Here is a 13518-nt window from a genome sequence, read left to right on the forward strand (position 1 = left end):
TCCCGGCGCGGGCCATGAAAAAAGGGAGCGGCCAGGCCGCTCCCTTTTTTTCCGTTGCATCGTACCTGTGGATCAGAACTGGTAGTTCAGGCCCAGGTAGTACGCGCGGCCGATGTTGTCGTAGCCGCCCGAAGCGCCGGTCGTTCCGAAGAAGTTCACCGGCGGATTGCGGTCGAACACGTTGGTGATGCCACCATAGACCTGCAGGCCCGTCTTGTCGAAGTCGTAGCTCACGCGGACATCGTTGAAGAAGCCCGACGCTGCGTAGATCGGCGTGGTCTGGGTCGGGTTGGCCTTGTAGCTCTCGTTCGTGACGCGGAGCATGCGCGAGAAGAAGCGCGTGTTCCAGTTGAACACCCAGTTGTTGAGGGTGTAGGTCGTACGCAGCGAGGCCTTCCACTTCGGCCATGCACCGGCGGTCGTGGCCGTGCCGTTATCCTGCTGGGTGGTGGTCGGATCGTCCTGGAACGGGTATTCCGTGAACGCGATGACCTTGGTCACGTCGAGGTTCAGCTGCAGCTTGCCGCGGCCCAGGGCGTGGGTGTAGTACGCACCGAGGTCGATGCCGGAGGTGTTCAGCTGCGAGATGTTCTCGTTCACCGCCACGATGTTCGTGATTTCGTGGTCGGGACCACGGGTCACGTTGGCGCAGTACGGGTTGCTGATGCCATTGGGCGAATCGACGCAATGCTGGGCCACCGTCTCGAAATCAAGCTGGGTGATCGCATTGGTCAGCTTGATGTTCCAGTAGTCCACGTTCATGCCGAAGCCTTCGATGAAGGTCGGCGTGAACACGAAGCCCGCGGTCCAGGTGCGGCCCAGCTCCGGCTTGAGGTTGGGGTTGCTGCCCGACAGGCCCTGGTACGAGCTGGCCTGGGTGGACTCGAACCCGACCGGAATGCCGAGAGCGCGGCAGTTGGCCACACGCGAGCTGGAGCCCGTGTTGATCTTGGTGATCGAGCAGGGATCGGTGAAGTTCGCGTAGTTCTGCGACTGGCCGCTATACAGCTCACCGATGTTCGGCGCGCGCACGGCGGACGACATGGTGCCGCGCAGGCGGACGTTGTCGTCGATGGCCCAGTCGAGGCCCCAGCGCCAGGTCTTGGTGTGGCCGATCGAATCGTAGTCCGAGAAGCGGGCTGCGCTGTCGAAGGTCAGGTTCTTGACCAGGGTATGGTCGGCGAGCAGCGGGGCCACGAACTCGAGGTAGCCTTCCTTGACGTTGTAGGCGCCGCTGGAGTTCGGGATCGCGTTGAGGAAGGTCTCGCCGGCGCGGTCCAGCGGATCGTTGATCTGCTTGCTGCTTTCACGGCGGAATTCGACACCGGCCACCATGCTGGCGGCACCGGCATTGCCCGGCATCTGGAACAGGTTGTTGTTCGTGATGGAACCGCCACCGACGAACTGGGTCAGGCGGCTCGTGGTGGTCGTGGTGGTGTTGAACCAGCGGGCAGCACGCGGATCGATCGCGCCTTCGCCGAAGATGCTGGTCGGGATGCAACCCGCAGCGCCCGAACGGCAGACGATGTTGCCGGACGGATCGCGCACAGCGTCGATGGAGTCGGCAAAACGCTCGACCAGGCGGTTGTTGAGGTTGTGACGGGTCTCGTCCATCGTGCCGTACGTCACGTTGGCGTCGTATTCCCAGTCACCGGTGATCACGCCGTTGGCACCGAAGACCACGCGACCGATGTCGCGACGGGTATCTTCGCCACGGCGACCGGCGTCCACATCGAAGCGACCAACCTTGATCGACTGGGCACCGTTGGCATCCATCAGCGCGGCGAGACCCGGCGTGATGTAGGCGTTGTCACGGGTGATGGTGTAGCTGCCGAATGCCGGCTGGCTGAACGTCTTGACGTTCACATGGCTGTAGTTGCCTTCCGCATAGAGGCGGTGCTCAGGCGTGATGTCGAACGAGGCCAGGGCCGTGACCGTGGTGCGGCCATAACGCGGCTGGAGCTCCGCCACCTGGTTGGCATCGAGGCGGTCGCAATCCTGGCAACCATTCGCGTCGTGGATGGTGCCGAGGTTCTGCGGACGCACGCTGTGGTCCGGATTGAACACATAACGGTTGCCGCCCAGGGCGAACGTACCCGCGTTGATGGTGGTGTAGCCGCCGGCGTTGGAGAACAGCGCCGTGTCCGTCGGGCCGCCCGGCGTACGGATGCTGCGATAAGCCTGATGACCGAAGCGGTCCGGGAACTCAAGGGAGCCCTGCGTGCTGTGCTCGACCGACACCGCGACATTGCCGCGATTCTGGGCGAAGTTCATGCCACCGGTGAACGAAACGAAGCCCTGGTTGAAACCGCCATGCTCCGAGCTGCCGTACTGCACGTGCACGGCTGCGCCCTGGTAGTTCTTCTTCAGGATGAAGTTGACCACACCCGACACCGCGTCGGCACCGTACACGGCCGAGGCGCCGCCAGTGATGACTTCGACGCGCTCAATGAAGTCGGCCGGGATGAGGTTGACGTCAACATCAGTGCCGCCGGCAGACGAACCGACGAAGCGGCGGCCATTGACCAGCACCAGCGTGCGGCTGGTGCCGAGGTTGCGAAGGTCGATGGGCTGCACGCCGGCCGTGCCGATATAGCGCGTGGAGTTGCCCATGGTGAACGTGGTGGCCAGCTGCGGCAGACGGGTCATCACGTCGCCGATGTTGGTGGCACCCGTCGCCTTGATGTCGTCGGCGGTCATCACACTGATCGGCGTCGGCGAAATGGCATTGGGGTTCGAGATGCGCGAACCCGTGACCGTGACGGCCTCCAGGCGCTTGGCATCGGCCTCGTTGGCCTGACCCGAACTGCTGTCCTGAGCCATCGCCGGCGCGGCGCTGAGCGCAGCGGCACAAGCGATGGCAAGCAAACACGGCGCCATCCCGAGCCGCGTCAGAATCGAACCCTTAGTCATATGTAAACCCCTTGATCAATTTCAAATCTGTCAAAGACAGCAAGTCGTAAAATTCTTCAGGACGCACTGACCCCGCCTCGCCCCAATTAAGGAGAGAGGATTCAGTGGTGGCTGAAGGGTGTATCCCCAGAAAAAGCTACGAGCCCCGCGCCTTTAATATCATAACTTGTTACTCATGTGTGAATCACTTGTGAAAAATTATTGCGGCCTTTATTTTCAATGAGTTGGAGCGTCAAAAAATAGGCGGCGCAATGAACTTGCGCGATATACGGCAGCGAATGGAAGCCGCAGTTGGAGGTATTGGCCGAATTTCGCAATAACATACGAGGCCCAATTGCGAAAAGAGGGCATCGGCCCTGGTTGCCTGGCCCTATTCCTTTCGATCTGCCGCGTCAGGCCGCCCGCCCTTGTCTTCATCGTCGCAACCCCCATTCCACGATGGCGCACTCAATGCATGTACCTGCGCCCCGCCCGTCCACGGGCAAGCATTGGGGAATCGCCAATCGCGGATAGCGCTTTTAGCAACAACATCAATGAGCTTGATCGATGACCGCCCCCTCCCTGAAGCCCCTGTCCTCTGCCTTGCAGCCGCATATCCGTTCCGTCGCCCGACTCCCGGTCCGCCTGGCAGACGGTCGCGAGGCATCCAGCACAATCCATAGCTTCAACAGGCTTGCGGATGGGAAGGAGCATGTCGCCCTGCGTTTCGGCGACCACGACGCCGATGCGCCACTGGTCCGTGTGCACTCGGAATGCCTGACGGGGGATGCCCTCGGCTCAGCCCGGTGCGATTGCGGTCCGCAGCTGGAAGAGTCGTTGCGCCGGCTGGATGAAGAAGGCGGTTACCTGCTCTACCTGCGCCAGGAAGGTCGCGGCATCGGCCTTTACGCAAAGCTCGATGCCTATCGGTTGCAGGAACAGGGATACGATACCTACGCGGCCAACCGTGCCCTGGGACATGCCGACGACGAGCGCGACTACACCGTGGCCGCCGAGATGTTGCGCGCCATGGGCGTCAGCCGGATCACCCTGCTGACGAACAATCCCGACAAAAAGGCCCAGCTCGAAGCGCTGGGTATCGAGGTGGTCGGTGTGCGCCCTACCGGCGTATTCCAGGGTACCCACAACCTTCCCTACCTCGAAGCCAAGGTGCGCCACACGCATCACACGATCGATCTGCCAGGTCGTCGGCGCGACGACTGACCGATCGCCACCGGCAGTACGACAAGCACCATCGGAAACTGCAGCAGCAAGCCAGCCACGATCGCGATGGCCAGGGGCTGTTGCAGGTCGGAGCCCTGGCCCAGGGCCATGACCAGAGGCAGCAAGGTCAGGATCGCCGCCAGAGTGGTCATCGTGATCGGGCGGACCCTGTTGCGCACCGCACGGTGAATGGCCGATCGCCAGCCCGTACGTGCACCGATGGCCTGGTATTCGGAAGCCAGGAAAATAGCCATCTCGGTGCCGATGCCCAGCACCATGGTCAATCCCATCATCGCGGTGACATTCAGGTCGACGCCTGCCAGCCATAACCCCGTGAACACGGCCGACGTCGAGAGCAACGACGTCAGCATGACGAGAAAGGCCAGCCACGCACGGCGATACAGAAACATCAACAGCACGAACTCGGCTGCCAGGGCTGCGCCGAACACCTTCTGCAATCCGGCGAAGGCCACCTGCTGCTGTTGATAGAGGCCGCCCAGTTCGTAACGCACGCCCGTCGGAAGCATGCCCGGCCGGTCGAGCAGTGCACGCACGCGCTGGACCGCGGCCCCGATACCGCCTTCGTCGATACGTGCCGTTACCGGAACCATGTTCTGCAGGTCTTCGCGGGTTATCTGGGGCTGCCCCGCCACCTTGTGAAGAGTGGCCACGCGGGAGAGCGGAAACACATGGTCATCGGCGGAACGCACGGGCAGCGCGTCGAGATTCTCGATTCGCCATGTCCGTGAACCGGGCATGGCCACGCGTACACCGAGGGCTTTCGTGGCACCGGGCAACGCGGTGGCGATCGTTCCCGAAAGCGCGGCCGACACTGCCTGCGATACGGCATCCACGGTCGTGCCTTCCGCCGCAACCGCTGCATCGTGGAATTCGATATCGATGGCATCACCGGCAACCTGTGCACCGTTCTTGACATCGACCAGCCCCGGAATATGGCCCAGTGCGCCAGCTACCTTGTCCGCCAGCGGAATCAGGGCTTTTTCGTCATCACCATAAAGCTTCACTTCCACCGGTTGTGGCACGGCCGTCAGGTCGCCAATGAGGTCTTCCATCAGCTGCGCTACTTCCACCTGGACGCCGGGAACGGCGTGAAGCACGTTCTCCCGCACATCATTCATCACATCCGCCGTAGCCAGCGGATGTCCGGGCTTCAGCCTGACGAAGAAATCGCCGTGATACGACTGCCCGAGATCGCCGCCGAGCCCGGTACCCAGGCGACGCGAAAACGTTTCGACATTGCGATTCATCCGCAGGATCTGCTCTACCTGGGCGACCTCCCGATCCGTTTCCGTCAGGGACGTTCCTGGCGCCGAGTAGTAGTCGAGCACGAATCCACCTTCATCTGCCTCGGGCATGAATCCCGTGGGCACATGAAGATACGCCGCGACACCGGCCGCCACGACGAGGATCACCGCCGCAGCGGCAACGAGAGGACGGCGATACGCCAGTGCAAATACGCGGCCGTGCCAGCGGTGCATGGCCTCGTCCAGCCAAGAGACCCGGTGCTGCCAATGATGAGGCCTGACCAGTCGCGTAACGACGGCCGGCACCACTATCGCCGTCATGGCCCAGGACACCAGCAAGGCCGAACCCATGGTGATCGAGAGCGCTCGCGAGAACGCGCCCGTCACGCCCTGGAGAAACGCCAGCGGTACAAAGACGATAAGGGTTGCGAGACTTGAGCCGGAGAGCGGGACGATAAACTCCCTTGCGGCCCTGAAAACCACGTTGGCCATGCTGCCGGCATGTTCGTCCTGCGCTTCCAGCGATCGGCGGGCGATGTGTTCGATCATGACCATCACGTCGTCGATCACCAGACCCACCGCCGCGGCCATGCCACCCAGGGTCATGATGTTGAAGCTGAGCCCCAGCAGCTTCAGGCAAAGCACGGTGACGGCAAGGATGGCCGGTACGACGATCATCGTGACCATGACCAGGCGCCCATTGCGCAGGAAGAGGAAAAGAACACCCCCGGCAAGCAACAGGCCGATCGCAATCGCATCCCGCACACTGGCCGCCGACGCCGTAACCAGCTCGCTCTGGTCGTACCAGTTGGTCAGCGTCACCCCGGGAGGCAGCGGCAGGGACGCCAGTCGTTGGCGCACGGCGGCAGCGATCTGCACGGCGTTGCCGTCAGGCTGTTCGTAGACATTGAACAGGACGGCAGGACGGCCATCTTCCGTCACGCGAATCCACTGGGGAGCGAAGCCGTTGCTCACCTTCGCGACGTCACCCACGCTCATGCGGCCGCCACCTGCGTTGACGAGCGGCACGGACGCGATATCCCGGGCGTCTTTCAAGGGGTGGTTGGCAACCACCAGGTAGAGCTTGTTGTGGTCCTGCAGTCGTCCCACGGCCTGGATCTGGTTGGCAGCGGCAATGGCCGAGACCAGGTCGGCCTGTGTGAGTCCTCGCGACGCCAGGACATGCGCATCCGCTTCCACCTGGATCTCCGCCGTCTCCCCACCCTGCACGTCTACATGGGCCAGGCCCGGAATCGCGGCAAGCAGCGGGGCGATCCTGTATTGCGAAAAATCCCTCAAGGCCACAGGTGACAGCGCTTCACTGCGCAATGCATAGGAGATGATCGGGAAGACCGTCGGATCCATGCGGCGGACGTCATACCCGGTGCCCGGCGGAAGCCCGGGAAGCACCTTCGCTACCGCCGCATCCACCAGAAGGGTTGCGGCCACCATGTCACGGCCCCAGCCGAAATCGATGGAAACCTGGGCCTCGCCCCGGGATGTCTCCGAGCGGACGCTGTCCACGCCAGGCACCGCCCGGATGGCATCTTCCAATGGTCGTGTCACGAGCAGCGCCGTGGCATCGGCCGGACGATCGCCGGCATGGATATCCACGACGATCCGTGGAAAGGACACCTGCGGAAAGAGGCCCACCGGCAATCCGAACGCGGCTACCGCACCCGCGATCGCCAGCAGCACGGCTACCAGAATGAAGGTATGGGAATGTCGGGCCAGCATGCCTGTCATTGCGCCGGGCCGCTTACGGCCACATTCATGCCATCGGCCAGTTGGGGATTGCCGCTCACCACCATGGGACGGTCAGGTGCCACGGCACCTTGAAGCAGGACCTCGCCATCGCGCTCCAGCAACACCTGCACCTTGACCCGATAGGCGCGGCCCCCGGCAAGCTGGTAAAGCCATTGCTGGTCGCCATCCTCGGTCAAGGCATCCGCCGGTGCACGCCACCCCTCCACGTCATCGAGCGTGATATCCGCACGCCAGGCGCTTCCGATCACCAGGGGTTGCGCAGGCCGGATCTGCACAGGAACCAGCCGGGTGCCGTTGTCGATGGCGCCGCCGGCACGAACGACGGTGCCCGTGATGGCATCGCCACCTGCGACTGGCGTCATGCGAACCATCATCCCGGGCTTTATCCGTGCGGCGTCTCGTGGCTCGGCTCCTGCCAGAAGAACCTGATCCGTGTCTGGGGTTACGGTAAGCAAGGTCGTATTGGCCGCTACAAGCTGGCCGACGCTTGCCGCGAGTACAACGATATGGCCGCTGGCAGGCGCCCGTATGCTGACACGCCCGTCGTGGCCCATCGCCAGCGGATACGCCGTAAGCGCCGCCTGCGCATCCGAGAGGGCTTTATTGGCCTGCGCCACCTGCTCATCGGTTGCCAGATGGTCATCGCGCAAGCGCTGAAGCCTGCTCAACGACTGGCTGGCGACATCCATCGCCGAGCGGGCCTGTCGCCACGCAATGACAGATGCAGGCGTGAACTGGAATGTGCCCAGGTCCTGTCCTTGCCGGACCATCTCGCCCTGCACCGCTGACAGTGACGTCACGCGCCCTTCCGTGCCAAAACTGACCGTCTGCTGCGAGGACGGACCGGCGGCGATGTCGCCGTAGGCGACAGCGATGCGGGCCATCGTTGCCCGCGAGGGCATCGCCACCTTGACCGAGGCGGTTACCGCCTCCTGTGGGGTGCCGGACGATGTCCCCTGGCAGGCGGCAAGAGATGCCGACAACATGGCTGTCAGCAGAAGAGTGGACAGGCGCATCAGGGGGTTCCGGCAAGAAGATGAATTTCAGGCATGCCCGTGCCAAGCAGTGTGTCCATGGCCGCGCGCTGCTCACGCATCACGATCTGCAACCGGATCAACGTGACCTGGCGCGACAGCCTGGCAACGGCAATATCGGTGTAGGTCGCCTGATCGACATCGCCCCTGTGCAAAGCGCTGGAAGCCGTTGCCAGTGAATCCGTGTCGCCGGCTGCGACCTGATCCAGGCGCATCCATTGCGCACGGCTTCGCTGGCAGGCAGCGAGCAAGGCGCGCGCCTCGTCGGTCGCATCTGCGATGCGGTAGCCATATTCATCGTGCAGTCGCTGGCGCGTGGCGGCTTCGGCATCCACCCGGGCCCTGCCCCGGTCGAACACCGGCAAGTCGAATACCAGTGCCGGCCCGCCATTGGTGACGCGGCTGTTGTCCTGGGACGCGTTGTAGCCAATGGTCAGCGGTGGAAATTGCGAAAGAATCGCCTGGCGGAAACGGGCGTCCTCGGCGTCGTAGCCCATCCTCAGGGCAACGAGATCCGGTCGATGCGCGGCCATGCCGTCGATGGCGGCGTCAACCGCGCCCGGGTCCGGCGCCTGGAGCGGAAGCAAGGGCGCGAAGGTCACATCTGCATCGAACGCCAGCCCCATGAGGCTGGCGAGTTCTCTTCGCTTATCGGCCAGGGCACGCTCCGTGTCCGCAACGTTCGCGCGTGCCTCGGCCGCCGCCAGGGCCACGGGTCCACATACGGTCGCATCGATGTCCCCACGCGCTTTTGCCCTGGCCAATGCTTCCGACTGCCGCCCCAGTGCATCGGCCAGATCGACCTGCACCCTGAGAAGCTCTTTTTCGAGCACGACGTCGGCGACCAGCATCCGGGCCTTGCCCACGTCCTGCCACGCCTGCCAGGCCAGGGAGGCATCGACTTCCCGGAGAGATGCTTTCGCCTCGTCCCGGCGGGCTTTCAGGGTGATCCATCCATTGACGCCCTGGGCCAGCCCTGCCGTCCATGCCGTGGCATTGCCCGCGCCCGAGAGCAGGTAACCCAGGTTGCCCGAGAATGAGGGATTCGGTAGCAACGCACCGCCACGTCCCTGCGCTTCCGTCTCACGATGCTGGATGGCGGCCAGCTGGAGCGACGGATTGTTCTGCAAGACGAGCTGCACGACCTCGGCCTCTGTAAGCGGCGTTGAAGCGCTGGCACCTCCATGGAGCCCGTTGACCGAGGACGCGAAGCGCGCGGATGGATTCAAGGGCAGTGGTGCGTAGTGCGCACACCCCGCCAGTCCCATGACAGCAAGGCTGGCGATAAGAGACAGGGCTGTGGTGGAAGGCATGCAGAGCCGTGGCTGGAAACGATGGATACCCACGTTAACGAGGCTCGCTTAGTGGAATCTGTGGCGTGAGCGCCCGCGCTTTCGCTAAGCAATTTGTAAGGTGGCCTTTCACCCGCTTGCGACTCGCAAATATTTATTGCGAATCATTATCAAATGCGATAACGTTTCGACCCGCAATTATTTGCGCCCCAAGCAAGCCCCGCCTGGCTCCTTCCTCGCGAATGAGCCATGGGCTTTGTTTTGCCCGGCTCCCGCAGGAGCCGCATATACCGGAATGCTCATGCCTTCGTACATCGCCTCGAAATCCCTTCCGCCCCGCCGCCTCGTCACCAGCGCCCTTGGCCTCGTGATCGCCAGCTCCGCTGCCCATGCGGGTGAAGTCGCCGATACCGACATCCAGGACAAGGGCAAGGATTCCAGGACGGAAAACCTCGAAGGCATGCGCGTCCAGTCCACCGTGGTCAACAGCACTTCGCCCAAGTTCACGGCGCCCCTGCTCGACACGCCGCGCTCGGTCACCGTGGTACCGCAGGAAATCATCCAGCAGACCAATGCCATCTCGCTGCTCGACGTGCTCCGCACCGTTCCGGGCATCACCTTCGGCGCCGGCGAAGGCGGCAACCCGAATGGCGACCGGCCCGTGATCCGCGGCTTCGATTCGGAGAGCTCGATCTTCGTCGACGGTGTGCGCAGCTCGGGTTCGCAGCAGCGCGAAATCTTCGACATCGAGCAGGTCGAGGTGACCAAGGGCCCGAGTTCGGCCTACACCGGCCGCGGTTCGGTGGGTGGCAGCATCAACCTCGTCACCAAGGCCCCGACCGCGCGCGATTTCATCGCGGGAAGCGTCGGCATCGGTACGGACAACTATCGCCGCGGCACCGTCGACTGGAACAAGACCTTTGGCAACGATGCGGCATTCCGCCTCAATGTCATGGGCCACGAAGCCGACATTCCGGGCCGCAACGGCCCCGACCAGGGACGCTGGGGCGTGGCACCCTCGGTCACCTTCGGCCTGCACGCCGATACCAGCGTCACGCTCAGCTACTACCACCTGCAGACCGACGATACGCCGGACAGCGGTATTCCGTACAACAACCCGAACAATGCCCCCACCCGCAGCGGCGGTCCGATCCACGTGCCACGCGATACCTATTACGGCCTGCTGGATCGCGACTTCCAGAAGCAGAAGAACGATATCGGCCAGATCGTCGTCCGTCACAACTTCGGTGACGGCTGGCAGCTGCGCAATACGTCCGTGTATGCGCGCTCGACCAATGATTACGTGTGGACCCAGCCCGACGACAGCCAGGGCAATTTCCTGGTCAATGGTGGTGTCTGGCGCCGCAACAACAATCGCGACAGCTCCACCCAGTCGCTCACCAACCAGACGGACCTGACCGGCAGCTTCACCACCGGCTCGATCAAGCACACCGTTGCCACGGGCATCGAAATCTCCAACGAAAAGACCAATCGCACCTCCTATCTGGTCGATCCGGCGACGGGGCCCTCCGATACCCATAACAGCGGTTCCATTGCCAATGGCGCCTGTTCCGCAAGGTACGGTATCGGTGCGCGCTCGGGATACTGGTGCGCTCCGGTCATCGGCGCCAACCCGCATGATCCCTGGACCGGCGCACTCATCGGCGGTCAGAACCCGAACCGCATCCGCACCAACACGCGCTCGGCCTGGGCGTTCGACACGATGGACTTCAACGAGATGTGGTCGTTGAACCTCGGTGCCCGCTACGACCATTTCGAAACGAAGTCCACGGCCGTCACCACCACCACCCAGGCCGTGACGAACGTCAGGAACAACTCGTCGTTCTGGAACTGGCAGGCAGGCCTGGTCTTCAAGCCGGCGCCCAATGGCAGCATCTATGCATCCTGGGGCACCTCGTCCAACCCGCCGGGCGTGGATGCGGGTGACGGCGCCGATGGCGTCGCCGCGACCAATGCATCGCTCAAGCCCGAAAGCAGCCGTAATCTTGAACTGGGCACCAAGTGGGACCTGCTCGAACAGCGTATTTCGCTGACCGGCGCCGTGTTCCGCAGCGAGAAGAGCAATGCCCGTGTCGCCACCGGTGGCCGTGGCAGCGTGATGGTCAACGCTGGCAAGCAGCGCGTGGACGGCGTGGAAATCGGTATCAATGGCCGCGTCACCGAAGCGTGGAACGTGTTTGCCGGCTACACGTGGCTCGATAGCGACCTGGTGAAGCCTGCGCCGGCCGATGCCGCCAGCAAGGGCAACCAGTTCCCGAACACGCCCAGGAACAGCTTCACGCTGTGGACCACCTATGCGGTCACCCCTCGCCTGACGGTCGGTGGCGGCGCCTTCTCCATGGATCGCGTCTACGGCAATACGGCGAACACCAAGTGGGTGCCCGGCTATACGCGCTACGACTTCATGGCGTCCTACGTGCTGAACCCGAACGTGACCCTGCAGCTCAACGTGCAGAACCTCACGAACAAGTACTACTTCGACAAGGCGTACGCCGCTCACTACGCGAATGTTGCGCCGGGCCGCGTGGGCATTCTCAGCGCCAACTTCCGTTTCTGACCCCGAGGGCCGGGCCGCTCATGGCGGCCCGGCATCCAAGACGATGCTGCTGCATATTCCCGACCTGCTTTCCCCCACCGACCTGTCCGCACTTCGCGAACGGCTTGCCGCCGCGCGATGGGAAGACGGCCGCAGCACGGCGGGCTACCGCTCGGCAGCGGCAAAGCACAACGAGCAGGTAGCCGAAGATGACCCCGTGGCACGCATCCTGGGCGATATCCTCACAGAGCGCCTGCTCGCGCATCCCACGTTTTTTTCCGCAGCGATTCCCCTGCGGATCTATCCACCCCTGTTCAATCGCTATCAGGGTGGACAGGCATTCGGCATGCATGTGGACAATGCGGTCCGCTACGACCGGCGCACATCCCCTCCCGTCACAGTGCGCACCGATATCTCCGCCACGCTGTTCCTCAGTGAGCCCGGGGAGTACGACGGTGGCGAGCTGGTCGTCGAAGACACCTACGGCACCCACGATATCAAGCTGCCGGCCGGCCATCTGGCGCTTTATCCGGCCAACAGCCTGCACCGGGTAAATCCGGTCACCCGTGGCGTGCGCATGGCTTCGTTCTTCTGGGTACAGAGCATGGTGGCGGATACGACGCGGCGGCGGCTTCTGTTCGACATGGACCTGTCCATCCAGGAGCTCACGGCCAGCGGCGCGGATTCCGGTGCGTTGCTCCGGCTCACGGGCATTTATCACAACCTGCTTCGCGAATGGTCGCAGACGTGAGTGGCTTCGACGCTACGGTATTTGCACAACGCCTGGCTGATGGCGATATAGGTGCATTCGACTATGTCATGTCCCTGGCCCATGCAGGGGATGCAGCAGCCCAGACCATCGGTGGCCAGATGCTGCTGGATGGCCAGGGCTGTGTCGCGCAGCCTGCCGAAGGGGTGTACTGGTTCATGCAGGCGGCCCACCAGCACTCGCCCATGGCGATGAACATGCTCGGTCGCTGCCATGAGAATGGCTGGGGTACCGTGGTCGACTACCCGCTGGCCGCCGTCTGGTTTCGCCGGGCGGCCGAGCATGGCCTCGACTGGGGCATGTACAACTACGCACACATGCTTGAGCGCGGGCGTGGTATCGGCAGCGATCGAGGCGCGGCGTTCCTCTGGTTCGGCCGGGCAGCGGCCCTGGGACATGCCCGGGCCATGAACTTCCTGGCGCGTTACTACGAGCACGGCTGGGAGACGGATCAGGACACGATCATGGCGCGCTCCCTCTATGAACGCTCGGCGCTGGCCGGTGACTACCGCGGCGAATGCAGCTGGGCATCCGTACTCGTTGCCGAAGAACGGTTCGACGATGCAGCGATCTATCTGGAGAGAGGGCTGTCGAAGGCGCCTGCCGCCTTCATCGAAGCCATGCGCGAAACGCTGGGCTCCAGCGGGAATCCCCGCGTGCGGGAGCTGTTGAGCACCTGCCTGCCCGCCTCCGGCACCTGAGCGGGCAACTCAGGGCC

General features: G+C 63.4%; 8 protein-coding genes. 4 read left to right on the forward strand and 4 right to left on the reverse strand.

Going from position 1 to position 13518, the window contains the following annotated elements; genetic code table 11:
• Window positions 1–72 precede the first annotated feature (72 nt).
• Window positions 73–2868, reverse strand: a complete 2796-nt coding sequence (locus KR767_RS17200; RefSeq protein ID WP_250877169.1) for a TonB-dependent receptor plug domain-containing protein — start codon at window positions 2866–2868, stop codon at window positions 73–75.
• A 591-nt stretch (window positions 2869–3459) separates the two neighbouring features.
• On the opposite strand from KR767_RS17200, the gene KR767_RS17205 reads away from it, so the two are divergent.
• Window positions 3460–4116 carry a GTP cyclohydrolase II gene (locus KR767_RS17205; RefSeq protein WP_250877170.1) on the forward strand — a complete coding sequence of 219 codons (657 nt, stop codon included), beginning with the start codon at window positions 3460–3462 and terminating at the stop codon, window positions 4114–4116.
• On the opposite strand, the gene KR767_RS17210 is transcribed toward KR767_RS17205, so the two are convergent.
• From KR767_RS17210 to KR767_RS17220, 3 genes are read right to left on the reverse strand one after another with little or no spacing between them, the layout of a single operon-like run.
• A complete protein-coding gene (locus KR767_RS17210) occupies window positions 4077–7118 on the reverse strand; it encodes an efflux RND transporter permease subunit (RefSeq protein WP_250877171.1) in 3042 nt (1013 codons plus the stop codon). The two genes, KR767_RS17205 and KR767_RS17210, sit on opposite strands and share 40 nt — an antisense overlap.
• A 5-nt stretch (window positions 7119–7123) precedes the next feature.
• A complete protein-coding gene (locus KR767_RS17215; RefSeq protein ID WP_250877172.1) occupies window positions 7124–8164 on the reverse strand; it encodes an efflux RND transporter periplasmic adaptor subunit in 1041 nt (346 codons plus the stop codon).
• Entirely contained in the window at window positions 8164–9495 is a 1332-nt protein-coding gene (locus KR767_RS17220) for a TolC family protein (protein ID WP_250877173.1), read from the reverse strand. Before KR767_RS17220 ends, KR767_RS17215 begins: the two co-directional genes overlap by 1 nt.
• 280 nt (window positions 9496–9775) lie before the next feature.
• Here KR767_RS17220 and KR767_RS17225 point away from each other — a divergent pair, with 280 nt between their 5' ends.
• The 3 genes from KR767_RS17225 to KR767_RS17235 are packed head-to-tail and all read left to right on the forward strand — an operon-like array spanning window position 9776 to window position 13501.
• Entirely contained in the window at window positions 9776–12052 is a 2277-nt protein-coding gene (locus tag KR767_RS17225; RefSeq protein WP_243853024.1) for a TonB-dependent receptor, read from the forward strand.
• 43 nt (window positions 12053–12095) lie between these two features.
• A complete protein-coding gene (locus KR767_RS17230; protein WP_250877174.1) occupies window positions 12096–12782 on the forward strand; it encodes a Fe2+-dependent dioxygenase in 687 nt (228 codons plus the stop codon).
• Window positions 12779–13501 (forward strand): tetratricopeptide repeat protein, encoded by a 723-nt coding sequence (locus KR767_RS17235; protein WP_250877175.1) that lies wholly within the window; start codon window positions 12779–12781, stop codon window positions 13499–13501. The genes KR767_RS17230 and KR767_RS17235 overlap by 4 nt, the downstream gene beginning before the upstream one ends.
• Window positions 13502–13518: the final 17 nt, after the last annotated feature.

It is taken from the genome of Luteibacter anthropi, assembly GCF_023699965.1.
In the GTDB taxonomy this organism is placed as follows: Bacteria; Pseudomonadota; Gammaproteobacteria; order Xanthomonadales; family Rhodanobacteraceae; genus Luteibacter; species Luteibacter anthropi.

Excerpts from the sequence above, each read along its gene's own strand:
- KR767_RS17205 (WP_250877170.1), top strand. The coding sequence starts at position 3,460 with ATGACCGCCCCCTCCCTGAAGCCCCTGTCCTCTGCCTTGCAGCCGCAT.
- KR767_RS17210 (WP_250877171.1), bottom strand. The coding sequence starts at position 7,118 with ATGCTGGCCCGACATTCCCATACCTTCATTCTGGTAGCCGTGCTGCTG.
- KR767_RS17215 (WP_250877172.1), bottom strand. The coding sequence starts at position 8,164 with ATGCGCCTGTCCACTCTTCTGCTGACAGCCATGTTGTCGGCATCTCTT.
- KR767_RS17220 (WP_250877173.1), bottom strand. The coding sequence starts at position 9,495 with ATGCCTTCCACCACAGCCCTGTCTCTTATCGCCAGCCTTGCTGTCATG.
- KR767_RS17225 (WP_243853024.1), top strand. The coding sequence starts at position 9,776 with ATGCCTTCGTACATCGCCTCGAAATCCCTTCCGCCCCGCCGCCTCGTC.
- KR767_RS17230 (WP_250877174.1), top strand. The coding sequence starts at position 12,096 with ATGCTGCTGCATATTCCCGACCTGCTTTCCCCCACCGACCTGTCCGCA.